General features: G+C 70.6%; 12 protein-coding genes. 6 read left to right on the top strand and 6 right to left on the bottom strand.

Translation table 11 applies throughout. The features are described 5' to 3' along the window. Nucleotide 1 precedes the first annotated feature (1 nt). Nucleotides 2–1,060, bottom strand: coding sequence for an aminotransferase class I/II-fold pyridoxal phosphate-dependent enzyme (locus A9G05_RS22100; RefSeq protein WP_069562990.1), 1,059 nt, complete (start codon nucleotides 1,058–1,060; stop codon nucleotides 2–4). A 32-nt stretch (nucleotides 1,061–1,092) separates the two neighbouring features. After that, on the bottom strand, nucleotides 1,093–2,028 hold the full coding sequence (locus tag A9G05_RS22095; protein WP_044407622.1) for an AraC family transcriptional regulator: 936 nt from the start codon (nucleotides 2,026–2,028) through the stop codon (nucleotides 1,093–1,095). Nucleotides 2,029–2,327: 299 nt separating this feature from the next. Here A9G05_RS22095 and A9G05_RS22090 point away from each other — a divergent pair, with 299 nt between their 5' ends. Genes A9G05_RS22090 through A9G05_RS22065 form a run of 6 tightly spaced genes read left to right on the top strand, consistent with a single transcriptional unit; the run spans nucleotide 2,328 to nucleotide 13,541 of the window. Then, nucleotides 2,328–4,055, top strand: coding sequence for a CoA transferase (locus tag A9G05_RS22090; protein WP_069562989.1), 1,728 nt, complete (start codon nucleotides 2,328–2,330; stop codon nucleotides 4,053–4,055). A 12-nt stretch (nucleotides 4,056–4,067) separates the two neighbouring features. Beyond that, nucleotides 4,068–6,782 (top strand): AMP-binding protein, encoded by a 2,715-nt coding sequence (locus A9G05_RS22085; protein ID WP_069562988.1) that lies wholly within the window; start codon nucleotides 4,068–4,070, stop codon nucleotides 6,780–6,782. Continuing rightward, entirely contained in the window at nucleotides 6,779–8,527 is a 1,749-nt protein-coding gene (locus A9G05_RS22080) for an ABC transporter ATP-binding protein (RefSeq protein WP_069562987.1), read from the top strand. The genes A9G05_RS22085 and A9G05_RS22080 overlap by 4 nt, the downstream gene beginning before the upstream one ends. Then, nucleotides 8,524–10,266, top strand: a complete 1,743-nt coding sequence (locus tag A9G05_RS22075; RefSeq protein WP_069562986.1) for an ABC transporter ATP-binding protein — start codon at nucleotides 8,524–8,526, stop codon at nucleotides 10,264–10,266. Before A9G05_RS22080 ends, A9G05_RS22075 begins: the two co-directional genes overlap by 4 nt. 31 nt (nucleotides 10,267–10,297) lie before the next feature. Further along, nucleotides 10,298–12,292, top strand: coding sequence for a TonB-dependent receptor (locus A9G05_RS22070; RefSeq protein WP_069562985.1), 1,995 nt, complete (start codon nucleotides 10,298–10,300; stop codon nucleotides 12,290–12,292). Between the two features lies 1 nt (nucleotide 12,293). After that, the gene (locus tag A9G05_RS22065; protein ID WP_069562984.1) at nucleotides 12,294–13,541 is read left to right on the top strand and encodes an MFS transporter; all 1,248 of its coding nucleotides are present in this window, start codon (nucleotides 12,294–12,296) and stop codon (nucleotides 13,539–13,541) included. Nucleotides 13,542–13,633: 92 nt separating this feature from the next. Here A9G05_RS22065 and A9G05_RS22060 read toward each other — a convergent pair whose 3' ends face one another. The 4 genes from A9G05_RS22060 to gspM all read right to left on the bottom strand — a co-directional run bounded on the left by A9G05_RS22060 (nucleotide 13,634) and on the right by gspM (nucleotide 20,086). After that, nucleotides 13,634–15,028: an efflux transporter outer membrane subunit gene (locus tag A9G05_RS22060; RefSeq protein ID WP_069562983.1), complete on the bottom strand. Its 1,395-nt coding sequence runs from the start codon at nucleotides 15,026–15,028 to the stop codon at nucleotides 13,634–13,636. After that, the gene (locus tag A9G05_RS22055) at nucleotides 15,025–18,213 is read right to left on the bottom strand and encodes an efflux RND transporter permease subunit (protein ID WP_069562982.1); all 3,189 of its coding nucleotides are present in this window, start codon (nucleotides 18,211–18,213) and stop codon (nucleotides 15,025–15,027) included. Before A9G05_RS22055 ends, A9G05_RS22060 begins: the two co-directional genes overlap by 4 nt. 11 nt (nucleotides 18,214–18,224) lie before the next feature. Continuing rightward, the gene (mexE, locus tag A9G05_RS22050; protein ID WP_069562981.1) at nucleotides 18,225–19,466 is read right to left on the bottom strand and encodes a multidrug efflux RND transporter periplasmic adaptor subunit MexE; all 1,242 of its coding nucleotides are present in this window, start codon (nucleotides 19,464–19,466) and stop codon (nucleotides 18,225–18,227) included. A gap of 146 nt (nucleotides 19,467–19,612) precedes the next feature. Continuing rightward, nucleotides 19,613–20,086 carry a type II secretion system protein GspM gene (gspM, locus tag A9G05_RS22045; RefSeq protein ID WP_069562980.1) on the bottom strand — a complete coding sequence of 158 codons (474 nt, stop codon included), beginning with the start codon at nucleotides 20,084–20,086 and terminating at the stop codon, nucleotides 19,613–19,615. Nucleotides 20,087–20,094: the final 8 nt, after the last annotated feature.

The raw sequence follows: 20,094 nt of genomic DNA, 5'->3' as shown, positions 1-20,094 counted from the left end.
TTCAGCTCCGGGGCAGGTCGAGGGCCTGGCTCAGGGCGTGCCGGAGCCGGGTCATTTCATCGGGGGTGCCGAGGGTCACGCGCAGTCGCTGTTCCAGGCCGGGCCAGGGGCGGCCGACGCGGATGCCGCCTGCGGCCAGGGTGGCGATCACCTCTGCGGCCGGGCGCTGGCAGTCGATCAGCACGCAGTTGCTCCGGGACGGGCTGTAGCGCAGGCCCTGGCGGTCCAGCCAGGCGCAGAAGGCCTCGCGCTGGGCCGTGTTGGCGGCCTTGCGCCGGGCGCATTCGGCCTCGTCGTGCAGACAGGCCAGCGCGGCGGCAACGGCCGGCACTGGCACGTCGTGGGCCGGCTGGGTGTGCATGCGGTCCAGCACGGCAGGCTGGGCGATGGCATAGCCCAGGCGCAGCCCGGCGAGGCCGTGGATCTTGGAGAAGGTGCGGGTGACCACCAGGCCGGGGTGGGCGCTGACCGCCGGGATCATCGAAGGCTCGTCGCTGAACTCCAGGTAGGCCTCGTCGATCAGCACCACGGGCGGGCGGGGCAGGGCGCCGGCCTGTTCCACCAGAGCCTGCAGCGCTGCGTGGTGGGTGACGGTGCCGGTGGGGTTGTTGGGGTTGGCGATGTAGATCAGCCCGCCCTCGCTGGCGGCGAGCATGGCCTGCACGTCGTGCCCGCCGTCCGCCAGCAGGGGCACCCGGCACGCCGCCCGGCCATGCAGGCGTGCGGCCTGCTCGGGCACCGGGTAGCCCGGCGCGGCCACCACCAGCGGCGCATCGGCCCGGGTGAAGGCCAGGGTGGCGTAGTGCAGGGCACGGTTGGAGCCGGGGTACAGCGAGACCCACTCCAGCGGCACGCCATGGCGCTGGGCAAGGGCCTGGCGCAGCGCCTCCACCCGCTCGAACTGGTAGCGCGAGGACAGGCCGATGGCCTCGCTGGCCGCCTGCCGGGCAGCCGGCGGTACGCCGTAGGGGGACTCGTTGAGGTTGAGGCAGAGGGGCGTTTGCAAGGCGCAAGCGTCCCCTTCGCCCGCCGCGTGGCGGGCGCTGGATAGGTGGTTCATGTCAGGTTCCCGGGTTGGGCGTTCGTGGGTGGCTAGCGGCCGCTGCGTACCGACTTCGGGGTGTAGCCGAAGAACTTGAGGAAGGCGGCGCTGAAGTTGTTCGGGTGCTGGTAGCCCACCTGGTAGGCCGTCTCCGAGACCCGGTAGCCGGCGGCGAGCAGCTCCTGCGCGCGCTGCATGCGCATCTCAAGCAGGTGGTGGGCGGGGCTGGTGCCGTAGGCGTGGCGGAAGCATTCCTTGAGCTTGTATTCGCTGATGCCCAGCGCGGCGCAGAGGCAGGCGTTGTTCAGCGGCTGGCCGAGGTTGGCGCGCATGTAGGCCTCGATCCGCTCCATCACATCCAGGTCACGGCCGCTGATGCGCTCGGCCTGGGGCGTGGCGGGGGCCAGCAGGTTGAGCTGTTCGGCCAGCAGGCTCAGGGCATGGATGCGCTGGCGCAGGCCGTCGTGCTCGCCGACCCGGGGGTTCTTGAAGAAGCGCAGGTGTTCGCTGCTGCAACTGCCGTTGTAGGCGATCTGCCGGAAGCTCTCGTTGTGGCGCAGGGCCTTGCCCAGCAGGCGGCCGCAGCGCTCGGGGCCGATGTAGCGGGTCAGGGTCGACTCCGACACCACCAGGCGCAGTTGCTGGATGGGCTCGTTGGCGGCGTAGCGCCGCTCGCCGGTGCCGGCCTGGAACACCGAGACCGTGGTGTGGTTCGCCGCGAAGGGCAGGGCATTGCCGACCCGGTCGAGAAACTCGGACTGGCCGGAAAGCCCGAAGGTGATGACCAGGGTGCGGTCGTTGCCATCGTGCTCGCAGACCTCCCGCAGGATGCGCCCCGAGGAGACCCGCGAGCGCACCAGGGAGAACCCGGCCTCGCAGTCCAGCCGCTCGATCAGCGCCTGGCCCTGGGCCGATGCCGTCTGGTGGCGCGTCCATTCCTTGAGTTGCTGGGCGCTGGCCAGCTTGGGTTGTGCCAAACCGTTCATAGCAAATCACTCCTCATCACTCGCCCTGTGTGCCTGTGCGGGGCTCCATCCGGGCGCAGTGATCACCGTCCTTGACTGGGTTCGCCGACGCATCAGAGCACAGGCGAAGTGCGCAAAAAACTGCCTCGCCGGAACTGCATATGAAAATCGCCGGAGTGCATATGTAATGCGAATGATTAGCATTAATCAAGGAAGTATGATCCTCCCATCGACCTGCAACGGATTGCCGCAGGCCCTGGAGATAGAGGGGTTCGGCGCTCCGGGTGCAGGAAGCGCGAACAGGAACGAAGGAGTTGTTCATGTCGATACGGCCCCTGGAAGGCGTGACCCTGCGGCTGGCCGAAGCTCCGACCGGGCTGCAGGCCACCCGCGAGGCGCTGGCCCTGCGCATGGGCTTGCTGGGCGCGCGGGTGTGCGCGGCAGCGGGTGTGCAAGGCCTGGAAGGTCAACTGACGGCCTGGCTGGAGGATGCCGCCGGCGCGCGGGTCACCTTATATGTGCGTGGCTGGCCCTGTGGGGTGCAGCCGGTGAGCGAGGCGCTGGCCCAGGCGGCCTGCGGGTTGGTGGGCTGGCATGGGCGCAGCGCCGGTGGGCTGTTCACCCTGGGGGTGGACTACCTCGGGGTGCTGACGGCCTCCCTGGCGTCCACCGCAGCCGTGGCCGCCCTGCTCGGGCAGCGCCGGGGCAGCAGCAGCCATGAGGTGCACCTCAGCCTGGGCGGCGCCGGCCTGCTGGCGATGGCCCAGTACCTGGCAATGGACGATGCCGGACAGGTGCTGCCGGTGCCGGGTGGCGCCGATTGGCAGCACCCGCCCTTCACCAGTGGCGAGGGCCTGCGCTTCGAGCTGGAAGCCCTCGACCCGGAGGCCTGGCGCCGCTTCTGGGAAGGCCTGGGGGTGTCCCTGGCGGACATCGCCGCCGGCTGGCCGCCGTTCATGCAGCGCTACACCACCGCCACGGCGTGGTTGCCGCCCTCGCTGTTCCGCGCCTGTGCGCGCCACCGCCTGGCCGACCTGAACTGCCTGGCCCGGGATGCCGGGGTCAACCTCTGCGCCCTGCGCCTCACGCCCCAGGCCGCGTGCGCCCAAGGCCCCTGGGCCTTTGACCCGCCCGTATCGGCCGCTGCCCTGGCGCGCGCGCCCTCCAGTGCGGCCCAGCCCCTGGCCGGCCTGGCGGGGCTGGAGGCCTGCCGGCTGATCCAGGGGCCGCTGGCGGGGCACCTGCTGCGGGAGCTGGGCATGCAGGTCACGCGCATCGAGCCACCGGGCGGTGATCCGATGCGCGGCATGGCGCCGCTGGTGGGCGGCCTGTCCGTGCACTTCCAGGCCATCAACCGGGGCAAGCCCTGGGTCGAGCTGGACGTGCGCAGCGAAGCCGGGCAGGCCCGCCTGGGGCAGTTGCTGGAGGGCTGCGATGCCTTCCTGCACAACTGGGCGCCCGGACGCGCCGAGCGCCTGGGGCTGACCGCCGAGGCGCTGCGCCGCCATGCCCCGGGACTGGTGTACGGCTCGGCCTCCGGCTGCGGGCGCCACCCTGGGCCGGACGACCCTCTGGGCACCGACTTCATGATCCAGGCCCACAGCGGCCTGGCCGCCTGCATCCAGCAGCACGACCGGCCGGCCGGGGCGCTGCTCACCCTGGTGGACGTGCTGGGCGGCGCTGCCCTGGCCGAGGGTCTGGTTGCCGCGCTCTACCAGCGCCACGTCCACGGCTTGGCCGGCGGCCTCGATTCCAGCATGAGCGGCGCCGCCGGCCTGCTGCTGGAGGCCGCCATTGCCGACGCGGGGCAGGTACTGGCCTGTGCCGACGGCCACCTGATGCTCGACGGTGCCGCCCCCTCCGAGGTGGCGAGCCTTGGACACCTGGCCAGTGGCGAAGCCCTGGCCCACCTGGCTGCGCGGGGCATTCCCGCCAGCCGCATCTCCCGCTGCGCCGCCGATGTCGGCGCCCACCCCTGGTTGGGCTGTGCCCTGGGCCGTGACGAATACGGCCTGCGTACCGCCAGCCCCTGGATCATCAACGCTTGAGGTCGATACCCCATGGCTAACGAACACCTGTCCGCCGTGCAGCCCCCTGTTTCCGGTGGCCGCTACACAGCCCCGGACTGCGTCCCCGCGCACCTTCGCGCACACTGGCGGGCCGAGGGCATCTATCCCCACAAGAGCCTGTTCGAGTCCTTCCTCGACATTGCCCGCTCACGGCCCCTGGCGGTCGCCGTCACCGAAGGGGCTGCGAGCCTGAGCTTCGCCCAGTTGCGAGCGCGCAGCCTCAGCCTGGCCCAGGTGCTGCACCAGCTTGGCGTCGGGCCTGGCGTGGTGGTGGCGGTGAACCTGCCCAATGGCTGGCGCGCCTGCGCTGTGGACCTGGCCGTGGCGGCCCTGGGCGGCATCGTGCTGCCGTACCCCCTGGGGCGGCGCAAGCGCGACACCCTCGCCATGCTCGGCAAGTCCGCCGCGCGGGTGCTGATCTGCAAGCGCCAGGTGGGCGAGGCCGACTACGCCGCGCTGGTGGACGGCCTGCGCCCCGCGTTGCCGGCGCTGGCCCATGTGCTGGTACACGGCGAGTGCTACCAGGACTGGCCGGATCTGGACCAGTGCTGGGAGGGGCCGGCCTGGAGCACCGAAGGCCAGCGGGTGGACCCGGATGCCGGCGCCCGGCTGATCGCCTCCTCGGGCTCCGAGTCCGAGCCCAAGCTGGTGCTGTATTCCCACAACGCCCTGGTCGGTGGGCAGAGTGCCTACCTCAACGGCCTGGCGCGCCAGCCCGAGGCCATGCGGGCGCTGTTCGCCGTACCCCTGGCGTCACCCTTCGGCTCCCTGGGCACGCCTTGCACCCTGGCCTCCCTGGGTGGCGCGCTGATCTGCCTGGACCGCTTCGAGGCCGACGCGGTGCTGCGGCTGGTCGCCCAGCAGCGCGTCACCCACCTGTTCGCCGGGCCCAACATGGTGGACATGCTGCTGGCCAGCCCTCTGCTGCAATCGGCGCAAGGGCAGGCGCTGGATTTCAGCGCCCTTGAGGCCATCGTCAGCGGCGGCTCGGCCCTCAGCGCGCAGACCCTGGCCGGCGTGCGTCGGCACTTCGGCTGTGCCCTGGTGCAGTCCTACGGCTCGGCGGACGGCGTGGCCTGCCACACCGCCCTGGACGACGCCCCCGAGGTGACCGTGCAGACCGTCGGCCGGCCCGACCCGGCAGTGGTCAGCCTGAGCATCCGCGACGAGCAGGGGCGCGAGTGCGCGCCAGGCGAGGTGGGGGAGATCTGGGCACGGGGGCCGATGACGCCGCTGTGCTACTACCGCGCCCCCGAGCTGGACCGCCAGTACCGCCACCCGGACGGCTGGGTGCGCCTGGGCGACCGTGGCCAACTGGACGCCGATGGCCGGCTGCGCATCGTCGGGCGCCGCGCCGACACCGTGATGCGCGGCGGGCACAAGGTGAACCTGGTGGAGGTGGCGCACCTGCTGCGCGAGCACCCGGCCATCGCCCAGTGCGTGGTCCTCAATGCCCCGCTGGAGGACGGCGCCACGCGCATGCACGCCTTCGTGGTGATGAAGGCGGGGCAGCCGCCGCTGACCCTCGCCCAGGTGCGCGGCTTCCTCAATGACGAAGTGGGCGCCCAGCCCAGCCAGGTGCCCGACGCCCTGGCCTGCGTGCCGGAGCTGCCCCTGGCGCCGTCCGGCAAGGTCGACCAGGCGGCCCTGCTGCAGAGCCTGCAGACGCCACGCCCGGCCGTCTCCGCGCAACCGGTGATCGACCTGCTGATGGGCGTCGAACGGGCCGGCGTGCTGCGGGCCGCCATCGAACTGCAGGTGTTCGACCACCTGGGCGAGGGCGCCAGCGCCCGCACCGTGGCCGAGCGCACCGGGGCCAGCGAGCGCGGCACCCGCATCCTGCTGGACGCCCTGGCCGGCCTGGGCCTGCTCCACCAGGAGCCGGGGCAGGCCTACTACCGCCTGGGTGAGCTGGCCGAGCGTTTTCTGCAGCGCAGTTCGCCGCACTACGTGGGCGGGCTGGCGCAGGTCTACACCGCCGACCTGATGTGGGACGCCTTTCGCCATTTCAAGGACGCCGTGGTGGCTGGTGGCAGCGTCCTGCCCCAGGGCCTGGAGGCCGCCAACCATCCGTACTGGGGCGAATTCTCCCGGGGCATCGCCAACACCGCGCGGGTGACCGCCCAGCGCCTGGCGCAGCAGGTGCTGCCGTGGCTGGCCCAGCGGCAGCAGCCGAGCGTGCTGGACCTGGCCTGCGGCAACGGCACCTACGGCTTCACCCTGGCGGCCGAGTGCCCGGCGGTGAGCCTCTGCGGGGTGGACTGGCCAGCCAGTGCCGAGCTGTTCTGGAGCACCGCCGAGACCTTCGGGGTGCGCGAGCGCACACGCTTCATCGGTGCCGATATCTTCACCGTGGAGCCGGGTGAACCGGTGGACCTGATCATCCTCAGCCAGGTCCTGCACCACTTCGACGAGGCCGAATGCCGGCGCCTGCTGGGCCGCCTGCAGGCCTGGCTGAAACCGGGTGGGCGGCTGCTCATCGCCGGTTTCATGCGCTCGGACGCGCCGGCGGAGCAGGAGCCCATCCCGCGCCTGTTCGCCGCGCAGATGCTCAGCCTGACCGAGGCCGGCGACTGCCATGCCCTGGGTACGGTGCAGCGCCTGCTGGAGGAGCAGGGCTGGCAGCAGATCGAGTCCGCGCCGCTGCGCGGCCTGCCCATCCAGCGCATCTGGGCGGTGCGCGGCGATGCCGGGGAGGTCGCATGAGCCGTGTGTTGTGGAACCTCTCGCGGCCGTTGCGCCCGGCCATCGCCCTGGCCGCTTGCGGCCAGCTCGCGGTCAGCGCCTGCAACGCCGGCCTGGCCCTGTGCCTGGCCTGGGCACTGGCCGGCCTGTTCGAGGGCCAGCCGCTTGCGGCGTTGTGGACGCCCCTGGGGGCCTTCCTCGGCCTGACACTGCTGCGCATCGCCCTCAACGGCGGGGCCGAGGTGCTGGCCATGCGCGTCGCCGGGCTGACCCGGCAGCACCTGCGCCAGCGCCTGTTGCCCCAGGTGCTGCGGGTGGCCGGGCAGGCGCCCGGCGAGCATGACAGCGCCGGGCTGAGCACCACCCTGATCCACAACGTCGAGGCCCTGCAGGCCTACTACAGCCGCTACATCCCGGCGGTGATCGGCGCGGCCCTGGGGGGCAGCGGGCTGCTTGTGCTGATGGCGCTGTTCGACCCGCGCTCGGCCCTGGTGGCCGCCGTGGGCGCCTTGTCGCTGCCCTTCGTCGATCGCCTATGGCTGCGCTGGCGGCGCCCCTCGGCCGGCGGGCTGTTCGCCAGCATCGGGCGCTTCTCGGCGCACCTGCTGGACAGCCTGCGCGGGGTCACCACGCTCAAGGCCTTCAACGCCCAGGACCGGCGCCGCGATGCCCTGCGCGACCAGGCTCGCGACCTGCGCCGGCAGGCGATGGAGGTGCTGCACGGCATCCTGATGCGCAATGGCGTCACCGGGTTGCTCAGCCTCGGCGGCCTGGCGCTGGTCACGCTGCTCAGCGTCCAGCGTGCCGGTGCCGGCGAGTTGTCGGCCTTCGCCCTGTTCGCTGCCGTGCTGCTGGCCCGCGAGGCGTTCCGCACCCTGGAGAAGCTGGACAAGACCTTCCACGTCGCCTGGTCGGGCAACGGCGCCGCCGCCCCGGTGGCCGAGCTGCTGGCAGCGCAGCCGCCGGTGCCCGAACCGGCCCGGCCCGAGCCGTTGCCGGCCGGCCACGAGGTGGCCTTCGAGGGCGTCACCTTCCGCTGGCCCGGCAGTGAGGCCCCGGCCTTGCAGAACCTCAGCTTCACCCTGGAACCCGGCCAGTGCGTGGCAGTGGTGGGGCCCTCCGGGGCGGGCAAGTCCACCCTGGCGGCGCTGCTGATGCGCTTCATCGCCCCCCAGGAAGGGCGCGTCACCCTCGGTGGCGTGGATGTCCGCCAGTTGCGCTCCGCCGACCTCTACCAGCGCGTCAGCGGGGTGTTCCAGCAGAGCGTGCTGCTGCACGGCAGCCTGGAAGACAACCTGCGCATGGGGGCGGCGGACGCCAGCCCCGAGGCCCTGGCCGAAGCCTGCCGGCTGGCCTCGCTGGAGCCCTGGGTCGCCAGCCTCCCGCAGGGCCTGACGACGCCGGTGGGCGAGGGCGGCAACCGGCTCTCCGGCGGCCAGCGCCAGCGTGTGGCCATTGCCCGCGCCTGGCTCAAGGGCGCGCCGATCCTGCTGCTCGACGAGGCCACTGCCAACGTTGACGTGGCCAGCGAGGCGCATATCGGTGCGGCCATCGAGCGCCTGCGCGGGCAGCGCTCGATGCTGGTGATCGCCCACCGCCTGGCCACCGTGCGCCATGCCGACCGCATCCTGGTGCTGGACAAGGGGCGCCTGGTGGAGAGCGGCGACCACCGCAGCCTGCTGGCCCACCAGGGCCTGTATGCGCGCCTCTGGGCCCTGCAGCACGCCCACGAAACCCAACCTCTGAGCGAAGGAGCCCTGGCATGAAAGGCAATCCCCATGCGATCCGCGCCGGCGAAGGCAGCCGCTGGAGTGACCTGCTGCGGCTGTCGGCCGGGCAGCCGGCGCTGTTGGCGCAAACCCTGGTCGCCACCCTGGTGGCCCAGGCCGGCATGGTGGGCAGCCTGGCCCTCGGCGGCTGGTTGATCGGCCTGGTGCTGACCGATGCCCCGGCCAGCCTGTGGCAGCCGGTGGCGGCGGCAATGCTCGCCTGTGCCCTGGCCGGTGCCGGTGGGCGCTGGTGGCAGGCCCATGTCTCCCATGTGTTCGCCTTCCACCTGATCGAGACCCTGCAGGTCGGCAGCTACGAGGGGTTGGAGCGGGCCGCCCCGGACGTGCAGGCCGGGGTGCGGCGAGGGGAGCAGGCCAACGTGGCGCTCAATGACGCCCAGGCCCTGGAGCACTTCTTCGCCCACACCCTCACCGATGCCATCGGCGCCGTGTTGGTGCCGCTGGTGGCGCTGCTGGCCCTGGCCGCCATCCAGCCCTGGCTGACCCTGGCGCTGCTGCCGTTCCTGGCGGCCCTGGCCAGCGTGCCGTTCTGGCTCGGCGGGCGCGCCCTGCGCCAGGGGCGGGCGATGAACGAGGCGCTGGCCGGGCTCAACGCCGAAGTGCTGGAAGGCATCGAGGCGCGCCGGGAGATCCTCCTGTTCAACCAGGAGGCGGCCTGGCACGCGCGCCTGGGTCGTCTGCTGGCCCGGTTGCGGCTGGAGCAGCGCCGCTATGCCCTGCGCAGCGGCGCCGAGCAGGGGGTGATCGAGCTGATCCAGGCCCTGGCCCTGGTGAGTGCGCTGGCCTGCGGCGCCTGGCTGCTGCAGATCGGCCTGCTGGACCTGGCGCAACTGCCCCTGGCGGTGATGCTGGTCGGTGCGGCCCTGCTGCCCATGGCCGACGTGGCCCGCGAGGCCGGCCAGCTCGGCGCCGTGCGCGCCAGCGCCGGCCGGGTACTGGGGCTGTTGCGCCAGCCGCCACGGGTGCGTGACCAAGGCCGCCAGCAGCCCCAGGGCGCGCGCCTGGAGTTCGACCAGGTGCGCTTCAGCCATGGCGGTCGCCCGGTCCTGCAAGGCGTCGACTTCCAGGTCCGTCCTGGCGAAATGGTGGCGCTGGTGGGGGCCTCTGGAGCCGGCAAGACCACCTGCGCCAACCTGCTGATGCGTTTCTACGACGTCGAAGGCGGGGCCATCCGCGTCGGCGGCGTGGATGTGCGTGAGATCCCCCTGGCCGGGCTGCGCCAGGGCATCGCCTGGGTCGGCCAGGACGCCTACCTGTTCGATGACAGCATCGAGGGCAACCTGCGCCTGGCCCGCCCTGATGCCACTGCCGAGGAGATCGAGGCCGCCGCCCGCCAGGCCCAGGCGCACGACTTCATCCAAGCCTTGCCGGAGGGCTACCAGACCCGCTGCGGCGAGGGCGGCGCGCGCCTGTCCGGCGGCCAGCGCCAGCGCGTCGCCATCGCCCGTGCGCTGCTGTCGCAGGCGCCGGTGCTGGTGATGGACGAAGCCTCCTCCAGCCTCGACGCCCACAGCGAGCACGCCCTGCAGCAGGCCCTGCTGGGCCTGCGCGGGCAGCGCACGCTGCTGCTCATCGCCCACCGCCCCAGCACCATCGCCCAGGCCGACCGGGTGGTGCTGCTCGAAGACGGGCAGGTGCGCGACCAGGGCACCCATTCGACCCTGCTGGCCCGCTGCGACGCCTACGCGCAGCTGCTGGCCCAACCCACTCAGTAACGGCGCCAGGCGCCGACAAGGAAGATTCGCGATGGTCAGAAGTCGTCGTACCCGCACCCACGTCTGGGTCAGCACCGCGCTGGCGTTGTCCTGCCCGGCCCTCCAGGCCGCAGAGGCATTGAGCCTGCCCGAGGTCAGCGTCAATGCGGAAAAGGTTCCGCGCAGCCTCGACGCGGTGCCGGCCAGCGTCAAGGTGATCGATGGGCAGACCCTGGAAGACGAGCACATCACCGGCTTCGAGCAACTGGAAGGGCGGGTGCCGGGGCTGTCGTTCCAGCCCTTCGGCCAGTCGGGCATCAACTCCCCGGTGATGCGGGGCCTCACTGCCAACTTCAACGCGCTGTCCACTTCGACGCTGATGCTGGTGGACGACGTGCCGACCCTCACCGCCCAGGGCTTCGAGAACCGCTTCATCGACATCGACCGCATCGAGGTGCTGCGCGGGCCGCAGTCGACCCTTTACGGGCGCAATGCCGAGGCCGGGGTGATCGCGGTGTACAGCAAGCCGATGGACGAGCTGGCGCGGGCCAGCGTGTCCGCCGAAGCGGGCAGCCGCGACAAGCGCGCCACGCGCTTCGCCCTGAGCAGCCCGCTGGTGGACGAGCGGTTGTTCGGCAGCGTCTCGGGCGAATGGCAACGTCAGGACGGTTTCATCCGCAACGACGCCCTCGGCAAGCAGGCCGACGACCGCGAGCGCTACAACCTCAACGCCGGCCTGCGCCTGGTGCCCCAGGAGGGCACCGACATGGTGCTGCGCTATGCGCGCCAGGCCTATGACGACGACGCCTCGCTGTGGGGCGCGCCCACGGCGCGGCGCAATCACGTGGCCTCGGGCACCGACAGTTGGAACCGCTCCTGGGGCCAGACCCTGTCGCTGAACATCGGCCACAGCCTGGGGGATGACCTGAACCTGCGCTCGATCACCGCCTACAACGACTTCCACGACCGTATCCAGCAGGACACCGACTTCCTGCCGGCCAACTTCTCGATGATTGCCCGTGACCTGCGCCTGCGCACCCTGTCCCAGGAGCTGCGCCTGGAAGGGCAGTGGGGCCTTGCCGACTGGCTGGCCGGGGTCTACGCCGACAGCAGCGAGAACGACCTGCGCAACGTCAGCCAGCGCGGCCCCTTCGTTCAGGAGCTGCGCCTGGACCAGAGCAGCCGCACGCTGGCCGCCTTCAGCCACTGGAACCTGCACCTGACTCCGGACTGGACCCTCTCCCTCGGCGGGCGGGTGGAGCGCTACCGGGCGAGCATCGACCCCCGTGGCGATGCCAGCCAGTCCCGGAGCTGGTCGTCGTTCTCGCCGAAGGTGGCGCTGCAGTACGCCTTCGCCGAGCAGAACCAGGTCTACCTCAGTGCCAGCAAGGGCGTGCGCAACGGCGGTTTCAACGTGCTCTCGGCCGCCACCCACTACGCCGCGTTCGAGCCGGAGAAGGTCTGGTCCTACGAGCTCGGCATCAAGGGCCGGACTCTGGAGGAGCGCCTACGCTACTCGCTGGCGGCGTATTACATGGACGTCACCGACATGCAGGTGATGCAGATGCCCAGCCCGGGCGTGCAGTACATCACCAGCGCTGCCAGCGCCACGTCCAAGGGGCTGGACCTGGATGCCGAATACCTGCTCAGCGCCCGCTGGAGCGTGCAGACCGGGCTGGCCTGGAACCGCACGCGCTTCGACAGCTTCCAGGACGGCAGCGCCCGCTACGACGGGCACCACAACCCCTTCGCCCCCGACCTCAGCGGCTACCTGGGCCTGCGCTACGACGACCCGGAAGGCTGGTACGTGCAGGGCAACCTGGTGGGCAGCGACAAGGTCTACCTGGACGCGGCCAACCAGTACACCCGCAACGGCTACGCCCTGGTCAACCTCAGCGCCGGCGTGCGTTACGAGCAGTGGGAGCTGAGCGGCTACGTGAACAACCTGGCTGACCGCGAGTACGACGCGGTGGGTTACCAGAACGGTTTCATCACCGTCTACAGCCCGCCCCGCGAACTCGGCGTGCGCGTGACCTGGAAGCTCTGACATGGACCGTCCGAACCCTTCCCACTGGCCCCTGCAATTGCTGCTGGGCTGGGTCAACTTCGCCATGACCGCGCCCCTGATCTACCTCTACCTCGGCTTGCCGCTGGTGATGCGCCAGCACGGCTGGAGCGGCACCGAGATCGGCCTGTTCCAGTTGGCCGGGCTGCCGGCGGTGCTCAAGTTCGTGCTTGGCGCTCCGGTGGACCGCTGGGCCCGGGGCGCGCCCGGCTACCGCCGCTGGAGCCTGGTGCTGATGGCCGGCTATGCCGCCAGCCTCGTCGGCCTGGCCTGCCTGGGCATCGAGCAGGCCGGCTTCGTGCCGCTGTTCGCCCTGGCCATGCTGGCCAGCCTGCTCGGCACCTGGGCCGATGCGCCGGTCAACGCCCTGGCGATCCGCTGTTTGCCGGCAGAGGAGCGCCAGCGCGCCGGTATCATCCGCTCCGCCGCCAGCTCCTTGGGTGCGGTGGTGGGAGGCGGGGTGATGCTGATGCTGCAGGCGCGTGCCGGCTGGGCCTGGCCGTTCTGGGCGCTGAGCGGCGGCCTGCTGCTGGCTGCCCTGGGCCTGTGGCTGATGCCGCGTGCCACCCTGGCGCAGGCGGATGGCGTGCAGGCCCGGCAGGTGGGCGTCGGCCAATGGCTGGCCTATTTCAGCAGTGCCGAACGGCGCCGCTGGGTGGTGATGCTGATGCTCTACTTCCCCTTCATCGGCGCCGCCTGGGTCTACCTCAAGCCCTTGCTGCTGGACCAGGGCCTGCCGCCCGAGCAGGTGGCGCTGGTGGCCGGCGTACTCGGCGGTGTGGTGGGGGCCGTGGGCAGTGCACTCGGCGGCCACCTGGCCCGGCGCAGTGGATTGCAGCGGGCCCTGCCGACCTGCGCGCTGGCCGGTGTGGTGGCCCTTGGTGCCCTGGCCGGCACGGTGGCCAGCGGTGCCGGCGTGCCCTGGCTGGTGGCCTGCACCCTGCTGCTGGCACTGGTGATGGGCGCCTCGGCCGGCCTGCTGTTCGGGATGATGATGAACCACACCCGCGCCGGCCTGACCGCTGTCGACTATGGCCTGCAATCGAGCCTGTTCGTACTGACCCGCACCCTGGTGCCGATGCTCGCCGGCATCCTGCTCGACCGTTTGGGCTACCTGGGCATGCTGGCGGGGCTGATCCTCTGCATGGCCGCGGTCTGGGCCTGGAGCCGGCGCTTCGTCCGCCACGGGCAGGACCTTGCCGAGCGGTTACCGGCGCAGGCGGCGCCCTGACCGGGTTGTCGATTCAGTAAAAAAATCCCGCACCCGAGGGGCTCGGGGCGGGATGAAATGCCGACCGGGGGGCGGTCGGGCAAGGGCAACACTCAGGCCTGGGGCTGCCAGCCGCCGCCGAGGGCCTTGTAGATGGCGACGATGCCGCTGTAGAGCTCCACTTCGGCCTGGGCCTGGGCGTCTTCGGCGGCCAGGCGTTCGCGTTCGGCGTCCAGCAGCACGAGGAAGTCCACGGTGCCTTCGCGGTAGCGCACGGCGGCTTGTTCGGCGGCGGCGCGGGTGGCTTCCGACTGGCGCACCAGGGCGACCAGGCGTTGCTGGCGCTTGGCGTAGTCGCTGAAGGCGTTTTCGGACTCTTCCAGGGCCATCAGCACCTGCTGTTCATAGCTGGCCAGGGCGCCGTCGGCCTCGGCTTCGGCGCCGCGCAGGCGGGCCCGCACGCTGCCGAGGTCGAAGGCGGCCCAACTGATGGTGGGCGCCACGCCCCAGGCGCGAGCGGCGGAGGAGCCGATCTGCGAGCCACGCCCGGCGGTGAAGCCGAGGAAGCCGGAGAGGCTGACCCGGGGGAACAGGTCCGCCGTGGCCACGCCGACGTTGGCGGTGGCGGCTGCCAGGCGCCGCTCTGCGGCGGCGACATCCGGGCGGCGGCGCAGCAGTTCGGCGGGGTCGCCGATGGGCAGCTCCTTGGCGATCACCGGCAGCGGTTTGGGCGACAGGTCCACGCTGAGCGGGTCCGGGCGCTGGCCGAGGAGGGTGGCGATGCGGTTGCGCGCGCGGCTGGCGATGGCCTGCAGTTGCGGCAGGGTGGCTTCGGTGGCGGCCAGGCGGCCGTCGGCGCGCAGCACGTCCAGCTCGCTGCCGACGCCGGCGTCGCGCAGTTGCTCGGTGAGGCCACGGGATTCCTGCTGGTTCGTCAGGTTCTCGCGGGCGATACCCTCGCGCAGTTGGGCGCCGCGCAGGGTGCCGTAGGCGTCCACCAGTTCGGCGATGAGGCTGACCTGCAACTGCTGCAGGTCGGCCTGGGCGGCGCCGGCTTCGGCGTCGCTGGCTTCGATCTGGCGCTGGATGCGGCCGAACAGGTCCAGTTCCCAGGCCATGTCCAGTCCCAGGTCGTAGCGCTCGGTGGTCACCCGGTCCTCGGTCTGGCCGGGCTGCTGGGCCTTGCCGCCCTGGGCGGCGGCGCGGCTGGTGATCACCGGCAACTGGTCGTTGCCGACGTCGTCACGGATGGCACGGGCAGCGCGCAGGCGGGCGAAGGCCACGCGCAGCTCGCGGTTCTGTTCGAGGGACTGCTGCACCAGTTGGTTCAGGGTCGGGTCGTCGAACTGCTGCCACCAGAGGCTCTCGAAGTGCGATCGGTCGACCGGGGTGGCCTCGGCCGAGGCGAGCCGCGCGGGCTCGCTCTCGGGGGCCTTGTAGTCCGGGCCCACGGCGCAGGCGCTCAAGGCGAGGGCCAGCAGGGCAGGGGCGAATGCCTTGTTGATCATGCGTGCAGTTCCTTGAGTTGCTGGGCCTTGGCCGCCTTGCGCGCTTCGCCTTTCTCGACGAAGCCGCGGATCAGCACATAGAACACCGGGGTCAGCAGCAGGCCGAAGAAGGTCACGCCGATCATCCCGCTGAACACCGCAACACCCATGGCGTGGCGCATCTCCGCGCCGGCGCCGGAGGACAGCACCAGGGGCACCACGCCCATGATGAAGGCGATGGAGGTCATCAGGATCGGGCGCAGACGCAGGCGACAGGCTTCCAGCACGGCGGCGAGCCGGTCGAGGCCTTCTTCCTGTTTCTCCTTGGCGAACTCGACGATGAGGATGGCGTTCTTGCACGCCAGGCCCACCAGTACGATCAGGCCGATCTGGGTGAAGATGTTGTTGTCGCTGCCGGCGAGGATCACCCCGACGATGGCGGAGAACAGCACGGTCGGCACGATGAGGATCACCGCCAGCGGCAGGCTCCAGCTTTCGTACTGGGCGGCCAGCACCAGGAAGGCCAGCAGCACGCAAAGCGGGAAGATGAAGACCGCGGTGTTGCCGGCGAGGATCTGCTGGTAGGTCAGGTCCGTCCACTCGTAGGTCATGCCGTTGGGCAGCTCTTCCTTGAGCAGCTTGGCGATGGCGTCCTCGGCCTGGCCGGAGCTGTAGCCCGGGGCGGCGGCGCCGTTGATCTCGGCGGTGATGAAGCCGTTGTAGTGCATGACGCGATCCGGGCCGGAGCTGTTGTCCACCTTGACGAAGGTGGACAGCGGGATCATCTCGCCCCGGTTGTTGCGCACCTTCAGTTGGCCGATCTGCTCGGGCTCCAGGCGGAATGGCTGGTCGGCCTGGACGTTGACCTGGTAGGTGCGGCCGAAGCGGTTGAAATCGTTGGCGTACAGCGACCCCAGGTAGATCTGCATGGTGTCGAAGATGTCGCTGATGGCCACGCCGTGGGTCTTGGCCTTCTCGCGGTCGATGGCGGCATCCACCTGGGGCACGTTGACCTGGTAGCTGGTGAACACCGACATGGGGTTCAGCTCCGGCAGTTGGCGCGCCTTGGCGATGATGTTCTGGGTCTGTTTGTACAGCTCCTCGTAGCCCAGCCCGCCACGGTCCTCCACCTGCAGGCGGAAGCCGCCGATGGTGCCGAGGCCCTGCACGGGCGGCGGCGGGAAGATGGCGATGTAGGCGTCCTGGATGCCGGCGAACTCCTGGTTCAGGGCGGCGGCGATGGCCCCGGCGGACAGGGACGGGTCCTTGCGCTCATCGAAGGGCTTGAGCGGGGTGAACACGATGCCGCTGTTGGGGCTGTTGGTGAAGCCGTTGATGGAGAGGCCCGGGAAGGCCACGGTGTTCTCCACGCCCGGGTGCTTGGCGGCGATCTCGGACATGCGCTTGATCACTGCCTCGGTGCGGTCGAGGGTGGCGGCGTCGGGCAGTTGGGCGAAGGCGACCAGGTACTGCTTGTCCTGCTGCGGCACGAAGCCGGTGGGGGTGCTGGCGAAGCCCAGGTAGCCGCCCAGCAGCAGGCCGCCGTAGACCAGCATGGCGATGCTGCTGCCGCGCAGCACACGGCGCACGGTGCCGACGTAGCCCTTGCCGGCGCGGTCGAAGAAGCGGTTGAAGGGGCCGAACAGCCAGCCTCCGAAGAGCCGGTCCAGCAGGCGCGAGAAACGGTCCTTGGGCGCGTGATGGTCCTTCAGCAGCACGGCGGCCAGCGCCGGCGACAGGGTCAGGGAGTTGAACGCCGAGATCACCGTGGAGATGGCGATGGTCAGCGCGAACTGCTGGTAGAACTGCCCGGTGAGGCCGGAGATGAAGGCGGTGGGCACGAACACGGCGCACAGCACCAGGGCGGTGGCGACGATGGGGCCGGTCACTTCCTTCATGGCCTGACGGGTGGCCTCCACCGGCGACTTGCCGAGGCCGATGTTCCGCTCGACGTTCTCCACCACGACGATGGCGTCGTCCACCACGATGCCGATGGCCAGCACCAGGCCGAACAGCGACAGGGCGTTGAGGGAGAAGCCGAACAGGTGCATCACCGCGAAGGTGCCGATCAGCGACACCGGCACGGCAGCCAGCGGGATGATCGAGGCGCGCCAGGTCTGCAGGAACAGGATCACCACCAGCACCACCAGCACGATGGCTTCGAGCAGGGTGTGCACCACCGCCTCGATGGAGCCACGCACGAAGATGGTCGGGTCATAGACGATTTCGTAGTCCATGCCCTGGGGGAAACCCTGCTTCAGCTCGGCCATGCGCGCCCGCACCGCGTCGGAGATGGCGATGGCGTTGGAGCCGGGGCGCTGGAACACCGGGATGGCCACCGCCGGCTGGTTGTTCAGCAGCGAGCGCAGGGCGTACTGGTTGGAACCCAGTTCGACCCGGGCGATGTCCCGCAGGCGGGTGATTTCGCCGTCGTCGCCGGCGCGGATGATGATGTTCTCGAACTCTTCCTCGGTGACCAGGCGGCCCTGGGTGTTGATGGAGAGCTGGAAGCTGTTGCCGGCATCCGACGGCGGCGCGCCGAGGGCACCGGCGGCGACCTGGCGGTTCTGTTCGCGGATGGCGTTGACCACGTCGGTGGCGGTGAGGTTGCGCGAGGCCACCTTGTTCGGGTCCAGCCACACGCGCAGGGAGTAGTTGCCCATGCCGAACAACTGCACGTCGCCCACGCCGTCCAGCCGCGCCAGCTCGTCCTTGACGTTGAGCGCGGCGTAGTTGGACAGGTAGAGCATGTCGTAGCGCTGATCCGGCGAGGTCAGGTGCACCACCATGGTCAGGTCCGGGGAGGCCTTGTCCACGGTCACGCCGAGCCGCTGCACTTCGGTGGGCAGGGTGGGCATGGTGCGGGTGACGCGGTTCTGCACCTGCACCTGGGCGTTGTCCAGGTCGGTGCCGAGGGCGAAGGTCACGGTGAGGGTGAGCTTGCCGTCGTTGGTGGACTGGGAGGACATGTAGAGCATGCCTTCCACGCCGACGATGGCCTGCTCCAGCGGCGAGGCCACGGTTTCACCGATCACCTTGGGGTTGGCGCCGGGGAAGTTGGCGCGCACCACCACCGTGGGCGGCACCACTTCGGGGTATTCGCTGATGGGCAACTGGAACAGCGAGATGGCGCCGCCGATCAGGATCAGCAGCGACAGCACGGCGGCGAAGATCGGCCGCTTGATGAAGAACTGGGAAAAATTCATGGCGTACTACCTCAGCCGCGCGGGCTGACGGAGGGTTTTGCGTTCTGTTCAGCCACGCGCGGGGCATCGCGGCCTTCCACCGAGCGGCGCAGGTCGTCCAGGCGGGCAAGGGTCTTGTCGTCGGCCATGGGCACCGCTTGCGGGTCCACGGTGGCGCCAGGCATGGCGCGCTGCAGGCCGTTGACGACGATCTTCTCGCCCTTGGCCAGGCCAGTGCGGATGATGCGCAGGCCTTCCACCTTCGGGCCCAGCTCCACCGGGCGGTAGCTCACGGTGTTGTTGTCGCCCAGCACCAGCACGTACTTCTTGCCGAGGTCGGTGCCGATGGCTTCGTCCTTCACCAGGGCGGCGGGGTAGGTGTCGCTACCCACCAGCTTGACCCGGGCGTAGAGGCCGGGGGTGAACTGGCCGTCGGCGTTGTCGAACACGGCACGGCCACGGATGGTGCCGGTGCGCGGGTTGACCTGGTTGTCGAGGAAGTCCAGTTGGCCCTGGTGCGGGTTGCCGCTCTCGCTGGACAGGCCCAGGTACACCGGGCTGGCGCCACGGGCGTCGGCGCCGGCCTTGCGCGCCAGTTCCACGTACTTGAGGAACACGCGCTCGTCGGCGTCGAAGTAGGCGTAGACCTTGTCGGTGGAGACCACCGAGGTCAGCAGCGATTCGCCGGCGTTGACCAGGTTGCCTTCGGTGATCTCGGCACGGCTGACGCGGCCGTCGATGGGCGCGGTGACGCGGGTGAAGCCAAGGTTGAGGCGGGCGTTGTCCAGTTGTGCCTGGATCGCCGCGACATTGGCCTGGGCCTCGGCGGCGGCGCTGGTACGGGCGTCGGCCAGCTCGGCGGAGATGGCATTGCTCTGGCGCAGGCGGTCACCGCGGCGGGCTTCGTTCTGGGCGCGGTTGAGGCCGGCGCGGGCCTGTTGCAACTGGGCTTCCAGGCGTTTCACTTCGGCCTGGAAGGGGCGCGGGTCGATCTGGAAGAGCAGGTCGCCCTTCTTCACCAGGCCGCCTTCGTGGAAGGCCACCTTGTCGATGTAGCCGGAGACGCGCGGGCGGATCTCGACGGATTCGGGAGCTTCCAGGCGCCCGGTGAATTCATCCCATTCGTTGATCGGCTGCTGCAGCACTTCGGCAACGCTGACCTTGGCGGCGGCCTGGTTCATCGGTGCCTCGGGCGTCTTGCTGCAGGCCGCGAGCACCAGCATTGCGGCGAGGGTAAGGCCGGTGCGCCAGGGTTTTCGGGGGGTCTGTTCCATGTGTAGCTCCGCCAGTTGGACGTGTGAGTGGGCGGAGTCTGCGTGGCGGGGCAGGGTGGAACGAATCGAACGCTGCGAAGGTGACTATCACTCTCAGTGATGAATGGTTCTGGCATGGCCTCCGGGTTGTGCCGGAGGCTCTGGCATCAGTGCCCCGGTTCCACCAGCAGGCGGGCGCGGGCGAGGGCGTCGGGGTTCACTTCCAGGCCCAGGCGGGTGACCCGGGCGCCGGCGCGCTCCACCGTCTGCAGCCAGCCCAGCAGGGCGTCCAGGCTGCCTTCCAGGGTGAGTTGGATGGCGCCGCCGGATTCGTTGTCCATGCGTTCGATGGTCAGTTGCGCCTCGGCGCTGGAGCGGGCCAGCAGGCCGGGCAGGGCTTTGGCGGCGAGGCTGGCGCGTGGCGCGCTGGCGGGCAGGCGGGCGAGGTCGAAGCGCAGCATCTGCGCGCGCTGGTACTGCTGCTCGGCGTGCTGCAGGGCGGCGCGCTCTGGTTGCAGCAGCAGGCTCCAGGCCAGTATGGGGGTGAGGAACAGCACGAGCAGCAGCAGGGCGCGGCGCTCTCGGGCGGGTAGCTGGTCCCAGCGCTGGCGCAGGGGGGCGATGAGGGGGGCGGGCGACATGGGGGCTC

Source organism: Pseudomonas sp. ENNP23 (genome assembly GCF_001728945.1).
GTDB lineage: Bacteria > Pseudomonadota > Gammaproteobacteria > Pseudomonadales > Pseudomonadaceae > Metapseudomonas > Metapseudomonas otitidis.
This window is presented reverse-complemented; position numbering and strand designations above follow the sequence as displayed.